General features: G+C 51.9%; 25 protein-coding genes and 1 pseudogene. 1 reads left to right on the forward strand and 25 read right to left on the reverse strand.

Going from position 1 to position 21,352, the window contains the following annotated elements; genetic code table 11:
* Nucleotides 1-3 precede the first annotated feature (3 nt).
* The 21 genes and pseudogenes from H8S55_RS04365 to H8S55_RS04460 form a co-directional block, all read right to left on the reverse strand.
* Nucleotides 4-6,222 carry an immunity protein Imm33 domain-containing protein gene (locus H8S55_RS04365; protein ID WP_436233137.1) on the reverse strand — a complete coding sequence of 2,073 codons (6,219 nt, stop codon included), beginning with the start codon at nt 6,220-6,222 and terminating at the stop codon, nt 4-6.
* 516 nt (nt 6,223-6,738) lie between these two features.
* A complete protein-coding gene (locus tag H8S55_RS04370) occupies nt 6,739-7,713 on the reverse strand; it encodes a hypothetical protein (protein ID WP_186877969.1) in 975 nt (324 codons plus the stop codon).
* A gap of 11 nt (nt 7,714-7,724) precedes the next feature.
* On the reverse strand, nt 7,725-8,135 hold the full coding sequence (locus H8S55_RS04375) for a DUF6966 domain-containing protein (protein ID WP_002588992.1): 411 nt from the start codon (nt 8,133-8,135) through the stop codon (nt 7,725-7,727).
* The gene (locus tag H8S55_RS04380; protein WP_186877970.1) at nt 8,132-9,082 is read right to left on the reverse strand and encodes a hypothetical protein; all 951 of its coding nucleotides are present in this window, start codon (nt 9,080-9,082) and stop codon (nt 8,132-8,134) included. The genes H8S55_RS04375 and H8S55_RS04380 overlap by 4 nt, the downstream gene beginning before the upstream one ends.
* Nucleotides 9,083-9,097: 15 nt before the next feature.
* Complete coding sequence (locus H8S55_RS04385; RefSeq protein ID WP_006773009.1) at nt 9,098-9,397, reverse strand: DUF6881 domain-containing protein; 300 nt, start codon at nt 9,395-9,397, stop codon at nt 9,098-9,100.
* Between the two features lie 10 nt (nt 9,398-9,407).
* Nucleotides 9,408-9,671 carry a hypothetical protein gene (locus H8S55_RS04390; RefSeq protein WP_006773010.1) on the reverse strand — a complete coding sequence of 88 codons (264 nt, stop codon included), beginning with the start codon at nt 9,669-9,671 and terminating at the stop codon, nt 9,408-9,410.
* Nucleotides 9,668-10,108 (reverse strand): Imm51 family immunity protein, encoded by a 441-nt coding sequence (locus H8S55_RS04395; protein WP_006773011.1) that lies wholly within the window; start codon nt 10,106-10,108, stop codon nt 9,668-9,670. The genes H8S55_RS04390 and H8S55_RS04395 overlap by 4 nt, the downstream gene beginning before the upstream one ends.
* A 27-nt stretch (nt 10,109-10,135) precedes the next feature.
* On the reverse strand, nt 10,136-10,867 hold the full coding sequence (locus H8S55_RS04400) for a DUF4241 domain-containing protein (RefSeq protein WP_436233135.1): 732 nt from the start codon (nt 10,865-10,867) through the stop codon (nt 10,136-10,138).
* A gap of 221 nt (nt 10,868-11,088) precedes the next feature.
* Nucleotides 11,089-11,415 carry a DUF5713 family protein gene (locus H8S55_RS04405; RefSeq protein ID WP_186877972.1) on the reverse strand — a complete coding sequence of 109 codons (327 nt, stop codon included), beginning with the start codon at nt 11,413-11,415 and terminating at the stop codon, nt 11,089-11,091.
* Nucleotides 11,416-11,431: 16 nt separating this feature from the next.
* On the reverse strand, nt 11,432-11,977 hold the full coding sequence (locus H8S55_RS04410; protein WP_186877973.1) for a hypothetical protein: 546 nt from the start codon (nt 11,975-11,977) through the stop codon (nt 11,432-11,434).
* Nucleotides 11,978-11,993: 16 nt separating this feature from the next.
* Complete coding sequence (locus H8S55_RS04415; RefSeq protein ID WP_366467349.1) at nt 11,994-12,179, reverse strand: hypothetical protein; 186 nt, start codon at nt 12,177-12,179, stop codon at nt 11,994-11,996.
* Nucleotides 12,177-12,278 (reverse strand): annotated as a pseudogene (locus H8S55_RS14470) (DKNYY domain-containing protein); the annotation flags it as partial. The gene H8S55_RS04415 and the pseudogene H8S55_RS14470, both read right to left, overlap by 3 nt.
* Nucleotides 12,279-12,305: 27 nt before the next feature.
* Nucleotides 12,306-12,905: a hypothetical protein gene (locus H8S55_RS04420; RefSeq protein ID WP_118746590.1), complete on the reverse strand. Its 600-nt coding sequence runs from the start codon at nt 12,903-12,905 to the stop codon at nt 12,306-12,308.
* Nucleotides 12,895-13,398, reverse strand: coding sequence for a DUF2004 domain-containing protein (locus H8S55_RS04425; protein WP_118746591.1), 504 nt, complete (start codon nt 13,396-13,398; stop codon nt 12,895-12,897). The genes H8S55_RS04420 and H8S55_RS04425 overlap by 11 nt, the downstream gene beginning before the upstream one ends.
* Before the next feature lie 13 nt (nt 13,399-13,411).
* Entirely contained in the window at nt 13,412-14,251 is an 840-nt protein-coding gene (locus H8S55_RS04430) for a DUF2262 domain-containing protein (RefSeq protein WP_186877974.1), read from the reverse strand.
* Between the two features lie 12 nt (nt 14,252-14,263).
* Complete coding sequence (locus H8S55_RS04435; protein WP_117484449.1) at nt 14,264-15,343, reverse strand: ankyrin repeat domain-containing protein; 1,080 nt, start codon at nt 15,341-15,343, stop codon at nt 14,264-14,266.
* A gap of 7 nt (nt 15,344-15,350) precedes the next feature.
* Nucleotides 15,351-15,692 carry a hypothetical protein gene (locus tag H8S55_RS04440; RefSeq protein WP_006773019.1) on the reverse strand — a complete coding sequence of 114 codons (342 nt, stop codon included), beginning with the start codon at nt 15,690-15,692 and terminating at the stop codon, nt 15,351-15,353.
* A gap of 41 nt (nt 15,693-15,733) precedes the next feature.
* Entirely contained in the window at nt 15,734-16,276 is a 543-nt protein-coding gene (locus tag H8S55_RS04445) for a hypothetical protein (protein ID WP_006773020.1), read from the reverse strand.
* A gap of 13 nt (nt 16,277-16,289) precedes the next feature.
* Nucleotides 16,290-16,523: an immunity 17 family protein gene (locus H8S55_RS04450; protein WP_006773021.1), complete on the reverse strand. Its 234-nt coding sequence runs from the start codon at nt 16,521-16,523 to the stop codon at nt 16,290-16,292.
* Between the two features lie 53 nt (nt 16,524-16,576).
* A complete protein-coding gene (locus H8S55_RS04455; RefSeq protein ID WP_166434156.1) occupies nt 16,577-16,747 on the reverse strand; it encodes a hypothetical protein in 171 nt (56 codons plus the stop codon).
* A 107-nt stretch (nt 16,748-16,854) separates the two neighbouring features.
* Nucleotides 16,855-17,397 (reverse strand): SLOG family protein, encoded by a 543-nt coding sequence (locus H8S55_RS04460; protein ID WP_186877975.1) that lies wholly within the window; start codon nt 17,395-17,397, stop codon nt 16,855-16,857.
* Nucleotides 17,398-17,527: 130 nt separating this feature from the next.
* Here H8S55_RS04460 and H8S55_RS04465 point away from each other — a divergent pair, with 130 nt between their 5' ends.
* A complete protein-coding gene (locus H8S55_RS04465; RefSeq protein ID WP_008723376.1) occupies nt 17,528-17,869 on the forward strand; it encodes a helix-turn-helix domain-containing protein in 342 nt (113 codons plus the stop codon).
* A gap of 188 nt (nt 17,870-18,057) precedes the next feature.
* Here H8S55_RS04465 and H8S55_RS04470 read toward each other — a convergent pair whose 3' ends face one another.
* From H8S55_RS04470 to H8S55_RS04485, 4 genes are read right to left on the reverse strand one after another with little or no spacing between them, the layout of a single operon-like run.
* Nucleotides 18,058-19,470 carry a relaxase/mobilization nuclease domain-containing protein gene (locus H8S55_RS04470; RefSeq protein WP_186877976.1) on the reverse strand — a complete coding sequence of 471 codons (1,413 nt, stop codon included), beginning with the start codon at nt 19,468-19,470 and terminating at the stop codon, nt 18,058-18,060.
* Nucleotides 19,471-19,524: 54 nt separating this feature from the next.
* Entirely contained in the window at nt 19,525-19,851 is a 327-nt protein-coding gene (locus H8S55_RS04475; RefSeq protein WP_118293341.1) for a hypothetical protein, read from the reverse strand.
* Entirely contained in the window at nt 19,848-20,702 is an 855-nt protein-coding gene (locus H8S55_RS04480) for a nucleotidyl transferase AbiEii/AbiGii toxin family protein (RefSeq protein WP_002595844.1), read from the reverse strand. The genes H8S55_RS04475 and H8S55_RS04480 overlap by 4 nt, the downstream gene beginning before the upstream one ends.
* The gene (locus H8S55_RS04485) at nt 20,699-21,292 is read right to left on the reverse strand and encodes a type IV toxin-antitoxin system AbiEi family antitoxin domain-containing protein (protein WP_425516120.1); all 594 of its coding nucleotides are present in this window, start codon (nt 21,290-21,292) and stop codon (nt 20,699-20,701) included. Before H8S55_RS04485 ends, H8S55_RS04480 begins: the two co-directional genes overlap by 4 nt.
* Between the last annotated feature and the right edge of the window lie 60 nt (nt 21,293-21,352).

Below are 21,352 nucleotides of genomic sequence, written 5' to 3' on the forward strand. Positions count from 1 at the left end.
CCATCAATCCCACCAGAAATACCAGACAGTGGACTGCCACAGGACATCTGCCAAGGAGCCAATGCTTCCATCCTCATTCTGATCCAGATCTGGGCAGAAGCCATATTGCTCCACAGCCACTTCCATAGCTCTTTCCTTGGAGATCGGAGTCGGAAGTTCAAACTCCAATTCATCGTGGCTCATGGCGGCAGGGATGGCACCATGCTGCTCGAACCAGTATTTCGCCACTGCCATCAGGTCCGGCGTGTCGGGGCACTCATTCCAATTTCCAAAGGGCAGATAGGCGAAGATCTCCCAGGGGTTCTTGACCGGAATTTTGGCCAGAATGAGCGGATAGGTCATGTGGCTATCCGAATCCCAATAGCAGGAGAAGCGGTCATTGTCATAGCCGCCCTCCATCTCGCCCAGGACTTCCGCCTCCCAGTCCATGTCATCGTCCTCGGCTTCTTCCTTGCGCTGGCCGGTCAATTCCTCCAGAACCGCCTTTCCGTCCTTGATGGGAGCGGAGAGCATCTTCTTTCGATACTCCTCTACTGTTTTGAGGTCAAATTCGTAGAAGTCCGCATTGTGCTCCGGATCGGCGTTCATCACCAGACACTCCAACAGCGTTTCATCATCCGCCTTGATGAGCACGGGAACAAAGCCCTCCCGTACCCCCAGCCGCTGGGCGTAGCTGTATGCCGACATGATGGGGTCATCATCTGCCATGGATGGGAAATAGGTACACTCGCAGTCCAGATACTCCATGATGGCCTGAGCAACCTCGGAAGGCTCCAGCGTATCCTCGTCGAAGTCCTGTCCCTGCCAGTTTTCAAACCGTTCCCCGATCACCTCTGCCATAGCCTGATAGTAGTCCTCGTCAAAGGGGATGAACAGGTATGCCTCCTGCTGGAACTCATTGGAGTGATACCGTTCCGGGCCGAAGAAGCGGAGGGCATTGTCGTCAATGTCGGCGGGATAGTAGGGACTGTCGCCCTCTCCGTAGTAATAGCCGGCAAAGGCGCGACCTTGCTGATTGAACAGCACAGAGAACAGGCAGCCGTCCAGCTCATCTTGGATGAATGCCCTCAGGTCTACGCTGGCAGGGTCGGCTTTGACCTGTTTGACCACTTCGCCGTGTTCTTTCAGGAAGTCCTCGCCCATCAGTTCGTGCTCCATGCACCAGCGCAGGTAGATGGCCATGTGGTTATAAGCGTTGATGGGGTCAATTGGCAGTTCCTTCTCCTCAATGCTCTCGATATGATAGGAGGCATCGTCCATCTCACCGTCAAAATCATCATTGGAAAGGGTGCCACGGGTGATAGCATCCTGACGATCAGGCTCCACCACAAAGCTGATGCCGTTCATTTTGCCCAGCAGGGCGTCCGCGTCATGGGCCAGCTTATATTCCAATTCATCCCGGTAGAGAGGAATCACCTGATAGAAGTTGACCTCCTCGCCACTCGGCAGGATGCAGACCTCGCTGCCATCTTCGGTATCCTGGGGACCAGTCAGAATGGCGGCGCACAGCTTTGTGTCCTTTGCAAAATCCTCCTCATTGTCCATGGTATGGCCGAAGCCCAGCCAGGTATCGCTGGCAATGGGAAGGCGGGCCAAGGATTTCAGCAGGCGGATGGGCCAGTACCACTTTTCGTCTTTCATGGACTCCTGATCCAGCTTCCAGTCCGCAGGCAGGGCAATGGCCAGCTCCGCCCGCTCCAGCTTATATTCCGCCAGTTCCTCCGGCACATTCATCCGGTGAGCGCCCATGCCCATGGTGACCAGGGTGCAGTAGTCCCGCTCCTCAGAGGGCGGCACCACGCAGATGTCCACATGGATGTCGGGAGAAACCAGCTCATGGAACACATTCTCGAACTTGCCGAAATACTGCTCAATGTGCCCCTCGACGGCTTCCATCTCCTCCTCGGTGTAGACTTCGGGATTACTGAATTCTTCCTCATCCTGCGTGTCATCATTGTCTGAGTGGTCGCAGCTGTCATCCTCCGGATCTCCCTTTATAGGCTCGTAACCGATCTTCAGGGTCATCTGTTCCTCCGGCAGGGAGACGCCGGGGCTGCGGGTGATGGTGTGCTTATCGTCCGCAGAAAAACCGATGGTCTCGCCGTCTTGCAGTGTCACATCACACGCCAGCACATAGGAGGCAAGGCTGGCCAAAAAGTCCCGCAGTTCCTCCGGCTCAGCGTCGGTGTTCAACACCTCCATTTCCTCCTTGCCAAACACATCCATGCCGTAGGTGTAGCCGTTTAGGCCCCCCTCGCTCCGGTACAGGCCGAACCAAACCCAGTTGAAGATGGGCAGTTCGTCCTCTTTGAGCATATCGGCAAGGCCCTCATAGAAACGAGGCTCAAATACCACGCCGCTGGTGTAGACACCGGTGGCGTATTTCTGCTTGCAGCACACTGCCATCGCCTTGGTGAACAGCTTGCCCCGTTCCAGCAGTTTTTCCTCCTCGCCCAATACAGCCACCATGATATGGGCCTTGTGCGCTTTGGCCACCTCTACGGCCTCTGGCCACATATAGTTGTTTTCGGCGTTGATCTCCGCTTCATTGTCCGGGATGTGACCGTGGAAGAGTGTCACGATCAGCATCATGCCGCCGACCCGCATTACCACAGCGTCATCGCTGTTCTCATCATCTTCGTCGCCCTCAGCCGGCTCATCGTCCACGATGCCCCATTCTTCCCGCAGATCTCGAATCAACTGCTCCTTGTCCCACTCTGCTTTGGAGAGGAGCACAGATCCGGCAAAGGAACCCTTATGGTCGGTTTCCTCCTCGTCGGCATCATCCTCAAGACCCTCTACATCTTCATCCGGATCATAGAGGGATTCATGCTCCAGTCCGCGGATAAATTCCTCAAAGCTATCTGCCAGATGGGTAATTTTATAGTCATTTTCCTGATCCACATGGACTACCGCAGGCTCTCCCTGGGGACCGCAAGCCCGGTAGTCCAGGAAAATCATATCGTGTCCGGCGCTTGGACAGTCGCAGATGGCCACGCCGATGGCAGGATACTCCCACTCATCGATCATAAACTGGCTGCCCAGCTCTCCACAGAGGGAGCAGCTCTTTTCTCGTCCGATGCCGAAAATGCCGGTGATGGCCACATGATCATCTGACCAACAGGTAGGCTCATCGCAGGGATAGCAGGTGTTCACCGGAATACCGCCGTTGTGCTGCTTCATCAGCCAGATGTAGGCAGCGGGCAGCTTGTAGCCCAGTTCCTCCTCCACGCTGGCAATCAGCTCATCGGAAGGCGGATCACTGACATATTCTTTCAGTGCATACCAATTATCATCCCAGAAGTTGGTGAGGTCGAAGCCCTCAAATGGAGTATCACCGGGCACGAATTTGGCCTTCTTCTTCCGGCTGCGCTGGCGTTTCCGAATCTCCGCCTTACACTCCCGAATTACTGCCGGGGCATTTTCATCCTCCGGGTCCAACTCTGCCCACCGCTGAGCGTAGGGAATGGCCTTTTCCTCCTGGCCGTAGAGATACTGATAGCCATAGGCCATCCGCATATTCCACTCCGCCTTGTCCTGGCCTTCCTCCCGGACGGACTCCAGCACCTCAATGGCCCTCAGAAGGGCTTTGTCTCCCTTGGATTTCAAAGTACCTTCGTCATGGTCCCCGATGATGGCGTAGTTCTCCAGTGCACGGGCCAGGGCGTAGGCGGTGCGGTAGTTCCTCCAGTTCTCCGGGATGGCATTCAGTGCCTGGATACAGCGGGTGTACTCGTCTTCGTCGTTCCACTGCTCCAGCTGAGCGAAGAATGCTTCGGCGTTCTGTTGGGTGTAAGGAATATAGTCCATGCCCGTCAGCGTTTCGTCCAACTCGTCATCCTGATTCTCAGTTTCTGTCCCATCATCTTGTTGCTTTAGGGATACAGAACCGGCTTCACGGCGGAAGGTGTGGAAGATGGCCCATGGGATGTCCGTGCCTTCAAAGAACTCTTTCGCCATGTTCAGCGCCTCTTGGATGTCCCAGGCGATGAAGTCCACATAGCCACAGTAGAGGCCGGTAGCCCCGCCGGTGAGAGTGAGCACTTCCGAACCATCCCCGCCGGTGAGCACTTCCTCCAGTTTGTCCCGGAAGTCGAAAATTTTCTGACTGCCTTCCTCCTCCCGCAGGGTATCCAGGGGATAGCAGAAGAAGCCCGCCACCGCGCCGTCGGCATGGAGATCGTCCATAAAATCATTGTCGGCATTCAGATAGCCGTTGATGAGCGGCACACAGCAGGTGGAACCGGCCATTACATCCAGCCGCCAATCGGCGTCCGGGTCCTGTTTGGGTTCCATTTTGTAACCAAGGTAGCTCTCCAGATAGGCTTCCGGGTCGGTGGAGAGCTCCAGGCCCTGCTCCCGCAGTTTGTCGGGCAGCTGGGACAGGAGGAAGGACGGCTCTGCCTTGGGTTCCTCCAGCACATCAAAGCTGTCTATGTATCTCATGTGGGAGATCTCGCCCAGCACTTGGTCGGTGAAGGTAGTGAGCATCCACCAGGCCCGGCCTTCTTCCTCCCGGAGCATAGGCAGCAGCTTTTCGCAGTAGGCGGAGATGGCGAAGCTGTTTTCACCCTGCTCCTCCAGCCAGATCTGCACATCCTCCCCGGAGATGTCCCAGACATCCTCAGTACGCAGGCCGATGTTCTGGAGAGGCTGACGGCCCACAAGGATATTCCAGTGCTCCAGCACCTCCTTGGGGGCGTGCTTCTGGAAGTAGACCAGCTCAAACAGTTTGACCTTATCCCCCTCCGGGGTGAGGATCAGCTCATGCTTTTCGCCGTTGAAGCCAATCTCGAAGGAAATCTCGTCAAAAACCAAATTCAGGGTTTCCTCCATTTGGGCCACGATCTCCGCACCGCGGGTGTGATCTTTGTCCTCGTCCATCATCTGGCGCAGCTCTGCTTCCATCTCGGCAAAGGTTTCCCACCAGTTCTCTGTCCGTTCCCGGAAGCACTCCCAGAACTGCGGCAGAGAAATACCCTTTTTGCACGAGTCAATTAGTTCCTCCATGTCCTGTCGGGTGTTGAGCTTAGGATCATCACCGGGATGCAGTTCCAGAGCTTTTTCAAAATGCCGCAGAGCGCGGCCCTCCTGATCCAGATAATAATAGGCATACCCCATACGGAAATTCCAGGAATAAGTATCTCCCAGTTCCTCCTCATGGGACTGCATCAGTTCCAGTGCCTGGTGAAGCAGCTTCCTTCCCTCCGGCTCGCTGGAGTCCGCCAGATTGTTGTAGGCGCGGGCCAGCTCCATATCCATTTCCGGGGTACGCTCCTCGGCAGAGATTGCCTCCAGTGCGTCAACGATTTTCTGGTGTTTGTCCTCCTCATGCCACTTCTGGCACTGCTTCAAAATATCCATATCAGGGTCCTCCTCGTCCTCATCTGGTTTCCAGTCTTTGATCTGCTGGAACACGCCATTTTCATCCCGCTCAAAGGCGCAGGGAGCGGGGATGTTCAGCAAAGGGATGATGTCGGGATCGTCATTGCAGATCGTGTTCAGCTTGTAGATCCCGGCGTTGTTAGGGTCGTCCATGTACTCGTCGCTCTCATCACCGGCGGTAAAGCGCCAGCCGCTGTCCCAGCCGCCGTCCGGCTCCTCCCTGTAGCAGTAGCCCACCTTGCGGCCCTCTACTGTGATGCGGTTGGTGGCGATGCAGCCATCGGCGCCCTCCCAGTCGGGAAGCAGATGTTTCACATCTTCCGCCTTTACATGGTAGTCCCGGTTGCGGCCGGAGGCTTCGTACAGCTCTTTCCGCAGCGCCTCCACATCCCGAGCCATCTCCTGGATCTCCTCATCGTCCATCATCTCACTGAGGTCATATTCCAGCGGATTCTGGGCAAAATCCGCCAGTGCCTTGTTCATGGCGTCATGCTCCTCTGGCGTGACGGTGATGCGGATGCGGCGGGCAGGGGTGTTGTACTCGTCCAGATCCTGAAGGTTTACACTGCCACTGACGCTGCACTCCAGCAGGATGGCGGCCAGATCGGTGACCACATCAATGGCGAAGTGGAAGTCCATCTCCACGCCATCGGAGTGTGTAAACTCCAGATACTCCACGGTTTGGCGGAAGTCCCAGCTCTGCTTGTCCAGACCGATCTTGGCGAAAATCTCGTTGAGGGGGATCTCCTCCTTTTTCTGATCCTCTAAAAATGCCACAAGGTTCAGACTGTCATCAGAACCGCCAATAAAGTTGCCCCAGTATTTTTTGATATACATTTGTCGTGCCTCCTGTTCTGAATCCAGTCGATCAATGAGCTGATTCAAGTGTTCCAACCACGCAGGAGCGATCTCACCGCTGTCCTCGTTCTTCCAAAGATCCACAATCTCACGGATGCCGTCCTCGTCCGGCACCTCGTTTTTGATGTCGGTGAGCTGCCGCAGCAGGAAAGCAAGGGCTTCTTTGGATGCTGTGAAACCGGTGACTTTATCCCATATAGCTTCTTCATGATCGTAGTCCAGTTTGCTGTTATCCTTCCATTGGAAATACAGCTCCGCCAGAGCCATCGCAGTATTGTCAAAGAGGAAGTCGATTTGTGAGAAGTCAGATCCCAGCATGACTTCCTCTTTCATCAGTTCGATCATCTCGCCCAGATCCATTACCGGATGCTCCGGTACATATTCATTTTTGAGGATGTCCAGTACATCCAACCCTTCGTCACGCTCTAATGCTTTTATGCCCCATGCTCCCATGTCGGCACCTCTCTTTCTTTATTTCGTATCAAGCTTCTATTGTCAATCATAGTTCTCCAACCGAATGATAGGCCGATAAAAGTCATAATCTCCGTTTAGTTCATTGTCCTCCTGCACTTCTGGCTTACAGTGGGGCGAACAGGGTAGGAAACCGAGAAATGGGCCCAGCCCACCGCAGATATTGCATCCGCCGTCACCGCCGCAGGTGGTAAGCCTATCAGCCTGCACCACTTCCCGCATATAGGGATCGTAGGCGATGGACAGGCCGAAGAAGTTGGGCTCCTCCATGTCATAGGGCCGGTTCTCATCCTCATCCATGTTCTCAAACCAGTGCAGACGCATGGAGTAGTCTAACTCATCTCCCCATGGAAACAGGGTCCGACACCCGCCGCCACACAGGTAGGCCCACTCGTCCGCCGTGGGCAGGGAGAAGCCCCTGTTTTCCAGCATGGCAAGAAGCGCATCGTAGTCTGTGTGGTTATAGATACAGATCTGAAAGCCCTTTTCCGTCCGCTCAATGCGGGCCGACTGATGCAAGGTAAGACTGCTGCTGTCACTCCAGGCAAAATCACAGAATTCCTTCAGCCAGTCAGGGTGGACAGTCAGTCTGGGATCATCCATTTTGACTGGCTCCCAGTTAATTTCCTCCAGCTCCCGGCCCACCAGCATGGGTCCAATGGCCGCCTGCCGAACAGGAGCCATGCTTTCCCGAATCATCTCCTCCGGGTCCCGCTCCATTTCCCATTCTCGGAACAGATACTCCAATTCCTCCCGGCTCTCCTGATTCAATCCCACGGCAAACTGCTCCCAGCCCAGGGTGACGGTATCGCCGGGGACAAAGACGAACTCCCGACCATCTTTCTTGAAGATGCCGGTGGTGCAGCTCTGGCCCCAGCGGTCAAAAGTATGTAGACCGAGAAAGGTCATATCATAACGGGCAGCCAGGCTCTCCATCAGCACCTGCTTCTCGATGTTTTCCATTTGATTGAATTGGGTGCGGAATAGTCTTTTGTTCATAACAAGTCCTCCTACAGCCTATCCAGGTTTTCCTGTAAATCGCCCTGCATCAAGTGCTGGGCAATGGCTTGGTTCAGTGCCTTATGGGGGTGATAGGCTGCCTGCTCTACATCGTGCAGGCACTCCTCCATCAATGCCTCCGGAGAAATGCCTTCCCGTTTGCCATAAAGATGGCCGAAGGCATAGCACACGGACTTGAGAAAGTCGAAAATATAGTCGTGATTTCCACGCATACTGGGCAGGTCGTTGAACGAGCCCATACCTCCGTATGCCCGAAGATGGTGGGCAACCTCCCGCCGCTGGTTCCAGTCCTGAATGTCCCGCTCCAACCAGTCGATCCAGTTTTGGAACTCTGGATGGTCTGCCAGAAGGATGGAGCGCAGACAGGTCAGAGCCTCGGTATAAATATCAGACTGTTTCATTGGCCATCGCTCCCCCCAATACCTCCATAGAGCACACCATCTTTTCCAAGGAACAACATCCGGCTGCGAAGCAGGCTGCACTGCTCCACAGCGACCTTGTTTCCGTCACAGGTGGGAATAGCCTCCTGTTTTTTCCCAAGGTGATCACCATGAGCGGTAAGGAAGTAGAATTTATCCCGTTGCTGGTATCCGCCTTGAAACAGGAAGGTATTGCCGGACGGGGCAACAGAAAAAGCTCCGCTTCCTTCGATTGGCAGTTCAAATACAAAGTCCTCTTTGAAGTTCGTCCGCACCAGCCGGAATTCATCGTAATAATAAAACCACAGGTTTTCTTCTTCGTCCAGGCTGATGGCGTAGCAGTCATAGATGGAATAGTTCTCATTCTTCCAGAGAGGAGTTCCCTCCGATGTCCATGCAATCAGGCCGCAAGCACCCAGAGGTTCATCCCAACCGTAATTACCAAATACACCTTCGTCAAAGTAGCTGGTAATGATGGTGCCATCTTTTTTTACCACACAGTCTTGAATGCCATCCCCCAGGCAGAAACGGGACAGCACAGCTCCGTCCCGGCTGACGATCCAGGCGTTCTGGTCGGGGCCGTTTTCCCGATAGGCGCATCTTGCCCCCAGCAGGAGGAAGTGATCACCTGCGGGCCGCAAATAATGAAACTGGAACTTCAAGAGGCCAAGAGGAAACAGCGTCGTTTCCAGCACCCGCTGTTCCGCCCAATCCAGCTGGATTTCCACTGCGGTATAGGTGGAAGGAGTGCTGAGCCAGTCCTTACCCTGTGTTTCGGACGGCTGTTCCATGAGAAGATAGACTTTTCCATCCCTTGCCGTGAAAAAGTCTGTCACTTCTGTGCCCTCCAGATGTTTTTCCCGGCGCAGCTGGTCCAGGTCAATGATGGAGAACAACGGCAGATTTTTGGCTTTTATAGGTTTGTTCATAGTGTCTCCTCCTGGCTACTTTAACGCTCCATCATAGGTGTGGCTTTCCCAGGCGGCCTCAAATTCCGCCTGCTCTATGACGCAGGCGTGGAACTCCTCACCCCAGACATGGGCGTTCAATTCCTCCACGGTGGGGATCGGCGTGATCTCGATGGCGCCGTCGTAAAGGTCAGGGATATTGCGGGTGCGGCCATCTGCAAAGATGTCAATGGAGTGGAGGGCCAGCCGCTCATTTTCTGTATCCACTTCATAGAGGATCACCGACGGTTCTCCCTCCGGTGCGTCCTCCCAAAAAAGCTTGATGTACTCCATCATTCCATTCCCCTCATTTGAACCAATGCCACCCCGTCATGGTGCCGGTTACCTCATCTATCTGTATTGCAATATCATAATTGCCGCGACAGCCCAGCAAGGCCGCGAGATGATCGTTTTCCATAATCAAATCATAAAACTCAACCGCTATGTCTTGGAATTCCTTCGGAATTTCCAGTGCAGAGAAGAAATCCACTGATTGAGCATTTTGGAAAAATTCAATGGCCGTTTTACTGCATTTTACTATAATCCCTGTTTGAGTGGTCAAATCTTTCATGCTTTCGCAACCTCGCTCATGTTCAGATACATCCCCATCGTTTTTTCATTGTCACAGGCCGCCCGGATCATCTTGGACAGCAGCATCAAATCGTCGATGTATTGGGAGTACACGCAGAACACATCCTCGTCAGAGTCGAAGTGAAACAGATCCACGCCGCTGTTATTTTCCTCGAACTCCTGGATCACGCCCCGGACCAGCCGCTCCCAGTCTCCGCTGCTTCCAGTCAGTCCCAGCCGACGGAATACTTCCGTCCGGAATCCATTGTTGATTTTCAGCAGAAGGGAGAGCGCATAGGGGTGGTGGGGAATGAGAAAGAATGGCGCAATCTGCTCCGGCTTCACCCAGATTTTGAAGGGCGGACGCGGGTCAGGTATCCAGGGCAAGATTTCCCATTCGTCCTCCGGCCGGTTTCCGTATTGGCAAAGGTCTTTCATAGTGTTCTCCTTTGTTCTGTCACATTTTTAATCCTGCTCTCGATAACTGGCTTCAATGTCAATGAACCGCACATACACGGCGCAGATTTTGCCCTTGGCGTCATACCCGAAGTAGACAGGATAGTAACCATCCCCCCAGCCGGAGGCAAAGATGGGCAGGTTGCAGTCCGTGCCCGGCACTGTCCAGTTGAGCCAGTCGCCGCAGTCCCCCTGATATTTGGGGTAGGCTTTGGCGTTTTCTTCCAGAAGATCGCAGAACAGGTCGTTGTAGGGGTCGATGTCCGGGTCTTCTTCTAAACGCTTGGCCCAGTATGCCTTGAAGGCCGCCTGGGTCTGGATGTCCGCGACACAGCCCATCCCGGCGTCTACGCCAAAGCCAAAATACTCGTCCTCTCCCAGTTCCTCGTCCAGATCCTCGTTGCCCACCATGCCCAGCTCATGGCGGACAGGCTTTTCCCGGCTGACCTCCACCTTGACGCAGGCGTAGCGGTCGCCGTATTGTTCGCTGGGTACCACGCAGATTTTCACGGGATAAGTTCCGGCGGGGATCGTTTGAAGGAACGGCAGAGTGTCCTCCAGTTCCACCAGCGGATCACAGGCGAAGATCTGCCCGGTGGGGAAATGGACGACACCGATGTCCAGTACATCCACCGCCATGTTCCCAATCACTTTCTCTGTGAAATGGGCCTCCAAGTCATCTTTACAGGTCAATTTATCCTTGATTGCTTCGTATTTGTTCAACCATTCAGTTGTAGGCATATCAGTTTCCTCCTGTTGGTTCTGTTTTTTGATATACACGCTCTTTGAGCCATCCCAGTAGCAGTTCACACACCGGCCATCCTGAAAATGATGGTCACAATTCGGGTAGCCATAGAGAACATGTGCACATTCCGGGCACAGCCCCATCATCTGTGAGGAGCCTTTGAAAAACAGGCTTCCGCACTCATCACAAACGGCCAGTTCTTTTTCTGCCATAGGGTTCACCAGTCCCGTTCCCGGATGGCCTCCTCGGTGTCAATAGGAATGCCAAACCACTCCAGAATGTAGGCCACGGTTGCCGCGATACATTCACGGGCCACCGTTTCGATCTCGCTGTCGTGCTCGTCAAACTCCTCCTGGAAATCATTGATGCCGCAGACCGCCTCGTCCAGCGTTTCCTGCACCACTTCGGTGTCGGTTTCGCCACTCTCCAACAGGTCGATGACCTTCTGAAGCTCGTCCTTTACCTTGTCTACCAAAAAAGCAGGATAGTAATTGTCCTGATACATCTCGTCCAGCAGTTTGTAATTGGGGTCAAATGCTTTCATAGGGATTGCTCCTTTCTCATTCAAACATCAAGCCGTATGATTCGGTCAAGCTGCCATCATCCTCATGGAAAATACACTGATACAGAGGCTGGCGCTGTGTTGCTTTGCGGAATCGCTCCAGAACCGGAGCCAGCGGCTCACCAGTAGGGATGCCGAGGGCATCAGCTACCCGCCGCCAGCTGTCCATATCCATATCTTCCAAGTTACAGTTGCGCTGTCTCTGCCCATACTCCTCCAGTGTTTTGGAATCCACATACTGCTTTGCATCACAGTAGTCGTGCCAGCAGATACAGCTCACAAGCAGGGAAAAGAGATCATCCATGCTCTCAGCCAGACGGCCAGCCTCCCCTTCGCTGCTGTAATATCCAATGGAACCATCTTCCAACAGGTGGTATTCTCCGCCGGAGCCATCTCTGGCAAAGGCCATGCCGGGCATTGAAAAGGTGCATCGGCCTTCCGCGTCATCCCGCGGGGACAACTCATCCAGCAGGAAGAAGTCAAACAGCGAATCAAATTCATCCGCCAAATCAGGGTTTTCGTGCAATATCTTCAAATAGTCCATAGCCGTTTTCCTCCGTTTACGGTTCTTGGGTCATTTCGTGCAGCCGTTCCAGCCACAGCGTTTCTTCGATCATCTCATCATTCTGGTAAAAATGGTCTTTGTCGCGGGCCAGATGATCAGCAAGTGGAGCCGCGTCCAGAGGGGTACATACCACAAAACTGTCCCGATCCGCCCCCTTGATCTCTCGGTTGAGGTAGTACACCCGCTTGGCATCGCGGGAATACCAGTGACTGAGCAATTCCCATGAGGGCAGATCCGCCTTGGGAAGCTGCTTACCGTAAGCATAGATCCGTTTCTCGTCCCTGGCAAAATATCCTCCTGTCTTTCCTCACCACAGCCGGTCGATCTTGGTATATATCTTACTGGGTTCTCTGTCCATAAAACTGGTCAATGCGTCGGTGGGTTCTGTAAGCGGCATCACATTCAAAATGTCCAGTACATAATACCAGATTCCTGTATCCCAGTCCCGGAACCGCCCATTGCAGACAGCCCGCCCATAATCACCGGGGGCCAGATTCAGCGCCAATTCATTGAGAGGTAGCTTTTGCCCGGTTTTATCATAGGTATATCGCTCTGGCATTGCCCCGATATGCCAATCATAGCGGTATCGCACCTGGATTCCGGACTCCTGCTGAATCAGTTCAAAAGGGTGAAGTCGCATTGTGCCATTCGGCTTCCATTCCATCAGCCTACGACAGTCCCTATCGATCTGAAATCCATCGGGCCTCTGTAAGATAGATACAAAGTGTGTAGGCAGGCCAAAGGAATGATAAGAGAAGAAGTCTTTCGGCAGCCGCATGGCTCTGGGATACTGGTTCCGCTGTGCGGCCGCATTTCCGCCCCGGCAGTCTTTATACCATTGCAGGCGGATCTGCTGAACCAGAAGTGTGGGCAGATATTTTTCTCTTTTTTGCTCCTCAGCTCTCATGTGTGATACAGAAAATCTCCTTCTTCAAGTCAAAGTAGATTACCATCAGCTCGTCGGTGATCTCCGGGTTGAAGGACAGATCCATAATGAAAACTTGTTGATCCATCTTGTAATCCACCAGGCTGCCAAAGCGATCAAGCCGCAAAAAGTCCACCATCTCGGCAAAGGACAGCTTGGCCGGGTCGGTTCCCGGAAAAAGTTCCGCCGCAATATCCGGGTCTACATCGTCCCGGTAGAACTCCATGAAAAATGTCACAACGCCATGGTAGCGGCTGTCCTCGTCCACCAGCGCCGCTTTGATGGCGGCTTTGGCCTTCTCCGCCAATTTCTCCGCCTCATCCAGCATTTCTCCCACCGCATCCATGGCAGCAGGATCGCCGGTCAGTTCTTTCTCTACATCGAAGAGAAAGGGCAGTCCCGATTCATCGGGAAAGGTGAAGATTTCCTCGCCAGGGGTATATGTAAAATCAATGCGTTTACAGCTCAGTTTCATAATGTTATCCTCCTTACCCCTCAATGTTGGCAGTTTTGAGGCCCTTCTTCAAGGAACCGTAGACCGTCACCGCATGGTCGGTGAACATCTCGTCGCAGTCAAACCAGGCGGTGAAGCTGCCGCCGGAGGTGACGGATAGGCTGGTCATGCTGATCCGCCGGTCCAGCTCTTCCTCTGTGATGGGATTGGTTTCCGGATTGCGGGGATTTTCCTCATCCTGGGAGAGCCAGTCGTTGGCCAGCCCGGTCAGGTTCTTGGCTGCAAGCTCCCGCATGGCCTTGTCCCAGGTTTCACAGTCGGCCAGCAGCTTCTTGGCGGCACTGCGGGCGCGGGTCCAGGAGGGCTTGCTCTCGGCATTGACCTCCAGAGAAAGGCTTACACCCTTTCCGCACCACTGGATTTCTCCCTCGAAGGTATCATAGTCCTTGTCCAGCTTCAGTTCACCCAGCACCTGGTCCTGGATCACCACCGGCTTGTGGTACTCGTCCAGAACGGCTTGAAGTTCCGGACAGTCCTCGTGGGCCTTGACCACCTGGGAGATACACCAGGGCCACGACACCAGATCCTTTGCCCATTCTTCTTTCATCCGGCGGATCTTCAGGCGGCAGATCTGCTCGTTTTGAAAGCGTTCCCAGCCCTTTTCGCTGTGACGCTCCTCATCGGTGACCGGCCACTCCAGCCGCTCCTCTTTGGTGCTGACCTTGCCGGTGTCACAAAATACCACGCCCAGCGTCACAACGGTCATTTCCCAAAAGTTGCCCCTGTTGTTATATCCGCCCCCGATGCAGCGATTGATCAAAGCGACCACTTCCTGCTCCTCGGACTCGTACATCTCATAAAATTCTTCAAACATAGATCATTCTCCTTATTCCTCAAACTCGCCCTCAATCATCCCGTTCAGATACCGGCCGGGATCTGCGATGAAGTCATCCCATTTGGCCAGAGAGTGGAATTCCTCATGCTCGATGTCCAGATACCACAGCTTTTTGTCCCTGGGGCTCCACAGCAGCAGGTAGTCGCTGTAATTGTCCATGGCCGCCATGAGGGAGAGCAGCTTCTTCCGTTTCCAGGTCATCTCCTGCACATCCATGTAGGCGTACAGCTCCGCCCATTTCACCCATTCCTGCTCCGGGAATTCCAAACGCAGGGGGCCGGTTTTCAAGTATTCCACCAACTTGGCGGGCAGTTTATATGGCATGAGCTGCCGGGCCTTTTCCTGTTCGTTGTGCCAGTCCTCCGGTTCCAGGGCTTTTAAGTAGTCGGCCAGCTCCTGATTTTTGTTCTGCACCGCCACGGTGTAAGGCCGGTCGCCGTATTTGTCGGCAATGGTGATGTCGGCTCCCTGTTCCACCAGCCAGCGCACCATGGAGAAATTGTTGGAGCGGGCGGCCTCGGTGACAGGGGTGGAGGCGTAAGGGAACACCATGTCCGGCTTGTGGTAATTGATGTCTGCCCCTTTTTCCAGAAGCAGTCGGGCAAGTTTGGCATTGCCCTCGGACACAGCGGCCCGGAATGCCTCGCCGCCAAACTTATCCACTGTGATCCCAGCCTGCTCCAGCACCGGGATATTCTCCGGGCGCTTGCCCCAGCGTACTTCCTGAAAGGCCCGCTCTTTCTGCTTCGGGCTGAGTTTTGCGGCCTGTCCAGCAAAGAGCGCCACCACCTCCGGCCCACAACAGCGGGCGGCAGTGAGCAGCAGGGGCTGTTCCTCTGCCAGACCGGGATCAGCTCCATGCTCCAGCAGGAAGTGGATCATGGGCACATCATTCCGAAAAACCGCGATCTCCAGTGGTGTGAGTTTGATATACTCGCTGAGCTGAATGGGGTCATCTAAATCCAGACCGCCCTGGAGCAGTACCTCCAGCTTGGAAGTGTCATAGTCACAAATGGCGGCAGCCGTTTCCGGGAGGGTCTCCCAGCGGCCAATATATGCAATTTGGTACATAAGGCACCTACTTTCGTTGTTGTTTCACTTTATAGGGAACGGTTCGGCCCAGCACCCGGCCCTTGCCAACGGCATTGGCTCCCTCATAGATCAAAAATTCCGCATTGTTTTCCAGCGGGGCATAGTCAATGGTATCTGGATATAGGGGTTGGGCATTTCCCAAAGCTGGTGTATCAAATGTACACTCGGTTCCGTCCAGAAAGCATACACCCAAATATTCTGTAGTTCCTGTGACCACAAAATGGGGACAATACTTTCCGCTGACCAGGCTGGGTGGTATTTTTCGTTTGCCGCTCCAGAAGATGACCTCCACATGGAGCACCGCCCGGTTTTCATCTGTCCCGATCACGCTGTCGCCCTCCTTTATCCCGTCATCTGGCTGCGGTATACTCAGGCCAGCTCTGCGTCCAGGATCTGGACTGGTTTTCCTTTCTCGTTCACATAGTAAAGGGCGATATAGTCGATGCCGTCCCGCTTGGCCTGCTCCCACGGCATCCGTTCACCGTTGATCAGTTCCACGGTATCCGCCTCATCCGGTTCAAAGTTCTCTTTTTCGTCCTCATAGTCAATGCTGTACCCCAGCTCCAGCACCAACTTGGAGGCGGGGATCTCATACCGCTTGAGGGGGCGGTGCTCCAGCTCGGATGGATCATGTTCATCGCAGAACATATTGTCGTAGCCATGCCGTCCACCGTCAAAGATGACGAACTCCTCGCCGCTCTCCGGGTCACGGGCTGTCACCAGTCCGGGGGCCTCGTCGCTATCTATGATATAGGATTGGGGTTCTCCTTTCACCGTGAGCAGATCTCCGTAATACCAAACCTCCAGCAGTTCATTGCCGGTGGTGGAACAAAGTATCACGGTGGGCAAACGCTTCTCCGCCCATTCTTTCACATGGCCGATGAGCCAGGTGGGATATTTCTCAGTCATCATAGTCTTTCTCCTCCTATTTCAATTTCAGCACAAATCCCCAGATACTCACCACAATCAAGAGGACACCCAGCAGAAAGAAAACCACACGCCGGTATCCTCTGCTGTGTCGATGGGCATCCCGCGTACCAGTGGGGTCGCAGAGCCAGTTCCAGTTGCGGATCGCTCCAAACAAAATCACGGCCCCGATGAGCACCGAGGCAATGTACCAATGCTCTTGCAAAAATGCTGTGATCTGTTCACTGTTCATTCTACTTCCTCCTCACGCAAATACCTGCTGGTATTTCTCTTTTCATACTCTTTTCAAACAATAAAAAAGCCCCACGCCGCACTGTCATAAAGACAGGCTGACGCAGGACATGAAGAAGCCGCGTTGAAGGAGCCGCATCCACCAGCAGATGTAGTTTCTTCAACAACCAAAATATTTTTTTCGTATCTTAAAGCAGCAAATTGCTGTCCAATATATTTGTTCATAGCGGCACCATTTGTTCTGAGCGTAGTTTTATATCTTATTATATCACAGCACCCCTTCAATGAAAATATTTTGTTGGAAATGCTAATGAAAAATTTTTGTGAATTTGTTAAGGCGCAGGGGCTGTTATCTCCATAGTGTCTGGATGGATCAGAGTGATTACTTTTCCCTGATGCAAGGCATAGTTGACTGTCTGTGCTGTACCTGAGCGCAGCTTTTTCTGATTATCAAACACACCGATAAGGTACTCTGCATGATCGACCATATAGTAATTCCTTTTTTTATAACTGGAAACATCCGCAGAATGTGAAATAACAATGGAATCGTTTGCGTTTTGGATCAGCTTTTTCAATCTATGTCTACTCTGATCCGGCCATTTAGAGTCATAACCGATGAAGGGAACTACAACGACAATTTTAATATCTTCGTATCCCGTTTGTGCCCTCAATGTCAGCAGCTGTTCTCCAGCCCACATATCCACACCAAGAGCACCGCCGACAAAAAAAGTACGGACAAATTTCTCGTCATGAAGTATCCGAAACTGCTCCAGGAGACATTCTTTTAATTTTTGGCATAGGGGATCTTCCTCATTATATCCAAAGAAAAATCTTGTTGGTCGGTGGCCGGTAATGGCGCAGGCATACTGATTCATATAAATCACCCTTGATAACTGCCTTGATTACGCATATAAAGCAAAAATAACGCAAATAATAATGCGTATAAAGGTTGTATTATAAAATTATAACACAATACATACGAAGTATCAAGAATTGCTTTCTGCTATGCTAAAAGAGCAGAGAGGTGAGCGTATGGACGAAGAATTTATCCGCAATCGGATCACAGAATTGCGATTGAAAAAAGGTGTTTCAGAATATCAGATGAGCATGGAGTTAGGGCAGAACAGAAGCTATATTCAGGCGATTTCCTCTGGGCGTTCTATGCCGTCTATGAAGCAGTTCCTCAACATCTGTGAGTATTTTGAAATCACACCGCTTCAATTTTTTGATGCACAGGAAAATAACCCTCAGCTTATCAAGAAGGCTTTGGACGGAATGAGAAAGATGTCAGATGACGATTTGATTATGCTGATTGGTTTTATAAGTCGCTTAAACACAGAAAACTAACGATAGGAGGCAGTAAGCGTCCCGTCGTTAGTTTTTCATTTTATGCGCAGCATATTGTGGCAAGCAATGCTTGTGGCTATCCATTTCGCCACAAACTGCTTGTTGAGGGCAGTGCCCCCAAGCCCCTTTGAACACAGAATTTCATTCTGTGGCTGCGCGTTCTACGAACGCTTTTGACCAGGACCAGCTTATCGCTGGCCGTGGTCTTTTTCTTTTTCAACATCCTGTTCTACCTCCATTTTCAGCACTCGATCCACATTGGCCTTTGCCGTTAAAAGCTCCCGCATTTCCTCACGGGAACGCCGGTACTCGGCATAGGTCTTTTTCTTTTCTTCCAGCAATTTCGCGTACTCCGTCTGTAACTCTTTGACCTTGGGCAGCTTCTTGACGCCCATCTCATCAAAGGCATTCTTAGCAGCCTGGTGGAGCAGAATTTCTTCCTCATGTTCCTCCCGGAAGTTCTTAGAGTAGCCTGCCTTGCGGTATGCCACATAGACCTCACGGGTCTTGGCATAATTTACAATGTGAGTACGCAGAACAGCAATCTCTGCCATGCGCTTTTCAGCCGCTTTGATCTGCGCCGAAAGCTCATTGTGATGTGCCGTGGCAGCCGCAGCCTTTTCTTCCAAAACCGCATACTCCAGCAGGTTATTCTCTGACAAGTAATTCATGGTCTGCGCCATCTGCTTGAGGTTGAACACCTTGGCCCATCGAGCATAGCCAGCACCTTTTCCAGCCTGCAATTTTGCTTGAATGTCCACCAGCAGATTGACCTTCGGCGGCTCTGCCTGTGCGACCACTTTCTTTCGTGGGGTATGCGCTTTCTTCCCGGAGAGAACCGCCTGCAAATCTTCCAATCCATATCCTTCGCCCAGGCTGTCCATTCGGGCGGCTTTCTCCCAACCGGGGAGCTTCAGGCGATATGATTTTCCGCGCTTTGATACCTCACAGCCGGACTCTTGCAGCAGCCTCAGCAGCTCTTCAAAGTCAGCAGGACTTTGTGATAATGCATTGTCAATCGCCACACGAAGCAGCTCTCGGTGAGAGGGCTTTGCCTGATCGCCCAGCCATTTGTTATAGCTCTTTCCGTGAGGTTTCGGGTTCTCTACAATAGACAGTCCGTTTTCGATGCAGATGGTGTCGCTCAACTGACGGACCGCCTTGGTGCTGCCCCAAAAGTTTCGGAATTTCCGGTCATATTCTAAGCTGACCGATGACCAGATAATGTGATTATGAATGTGCGATTTGTCTATATGAGTGCAGACCACAAAGGCATGATTGCCCTTGGTAAAACGCTTGGCAAATTCCACACCCAGCCAGTTCGCTTCTTCCGGAGTGATCTCACCGGGGCGGAAGGACTGGCGCACATGATAGGCGATCACATCATCCGCGCCGCGCACTCGTCCGGTAGCGGCAATGTACTGCCGCTTTGCCAGAAGGAACTCCGCATCCACAGTCCGGCTGTCACACGCATAGCCGGTAATGAGTCTGCCGTCATCTGTTTTCTTTGGGTTGGCCACATAGTCGATGATGTCACTGATCGCCCGACTTTCTGTGCGGCCCTTGCCGACATGAAGCGGCATGATTCTCGTGGTTGCCATAGGTCAGACCTCCTTCCCGAAAAGAAAACGGCCTGCCATAGCAGACCGCTTTCACTATTCTATAAAACTTTCTTCATCGAAAAAATTGAACTCATCATCTTCTAAGTGTCTTGGTGGAAATCTCATTTCATATTGCTCTTGCGCCAATGCACGGACATCAGGCCGCCTATCCTTTAGTCGATTTTTCAGCCAGGACAACTGCTCTTTCGATAGCCTCCATGGAAGATTCAAAAGACGATTCAGTGTCATCAGTTCAGCCTGCTTTTCTGCTGGTAGCGAAGCACAGGATTTACAAATGTGGGATGCATGACCTTTGCCTGAAAATTTTTCGTTGGCTTTGTATTCGCCACAAATTTTACAATAGTGTCCATGCTTTTTCATAAGCTGATGCCCTTCTCGCAAAGAACATATAACCTGCGAATTGCTTTCATAATCACATCCCATTCCAAATCAGAAGCATAAGAAAACTTTTTACGGTATGCCTCCCAAAGTTTTTGCATAACCGAATCATTTTCCACTTCGTCAAAAACTTCTTCAGCCTGGTTAAGATACTTCTCCGATCCCCGTTTATGAGCAGTTGCCAGAAGCGCATCATGTAAAATTTTCGGGTTCAGCGTGGTTCCATGCAGCTGTTCTAAAATGTAAATATCGTAGAAATCTCTCATGCGGGTATTGGTTGTGGTTCTGGTAATAATGGTTTCCAGTTTTTCTGCCAGCACAGTTTCTAAATTATAAGCCCAAATATCAATGGAGCGATCTTCCAGCATAAGTTTGAATGAATACCGAACCTCTCTTGGAGTGATTGCATCTCCCGTAGAAATATCAATTTTCAAAGGGGTCACTACACCATCGAATGTTGTACTCATGCTGACACGAATCCCCGGATACTCTGCTTCATCCATAATCTCCGAAATACTTTTCAGCTGAAATTTAACACCATCATCAATCGGAACAGTTACGATTGATGAAATTAGATTCTCAATATCCTCCACATTAACATTAGCTCCTTTTATGGTTGCATCCAAATCCATCGTAGAGCGGGCATCCAATCCAACCATAGCCGCTACCAACATACCACCCTTCAAGATAAACTTATCACGATACTCAGAAAGAGAAATACGCTCCAAAAAACGCTCCATCATGTAGTTCCTCATTAAAATCTGAGCATCTGCGGATTTTTCTCTGGAAAGGTTTCGTATTAAATCTTTAAGCTGCCTTGCTGTTTTTATCATAAAAGTACCTCCAAATACTGTCGTAAAATTTTTTCCACCTTGAACATCCCAGCATATTGCATTAAAGCTCGCAGGTTCTTATCTTTTCTACGGGCATACGCTTTCAGTGCTCCCTGAAAGGTCTGAATTTCAATTCTGCTACGGCTTCTGAGCAAATCACAGATCGTTCGCTCCATATCATAAACCGGCACAGTATGCCCGAACGGAGTTTTCGCTGTTGTAAGTCCTACATCATGTAAGTCTGCTTTAATCGTAAAAACTTGAATGCCTTCTGCTTTCATTTTGCTTGGATTGCATCCAGTTTTGACCGTAACTGTATATTCTATTGGTTCACGGTCTGTCAGATCGTGAAAAAATAAAGCTGTTTCATGTGAAAATACTGCTTGTTCAAATCGCAAATGAAGCAGATACATGGCATCCACCCAGGAATCTTTGGACAGATAAATCCCATGTGCGACTCTATCCAAATCTCGTGAACGCACATAATCATAAAATACCGGCTTTGAAATTCCAGAAGATACGACCTGCGATGTTCGCAGCATTCCTTCTTGTGCTGTTAGCATCTGATCCAGCTGTTCAAATTGTCCCATCATGTCACTTCCTTTCGTACTAATATTATATTCAATATTAGTTCAAAAGTAAAGTCGTGG

It is taken from the genome of Flintibacter faecis (assembly GCF_014287875.1).
Taxonomy (GTDB): Bacteria; Bacillota; Clostridia; order Oscillospirales; family Oscillospiraceae; genus Lawsonibacter; species Lawsonibacter faecis_A.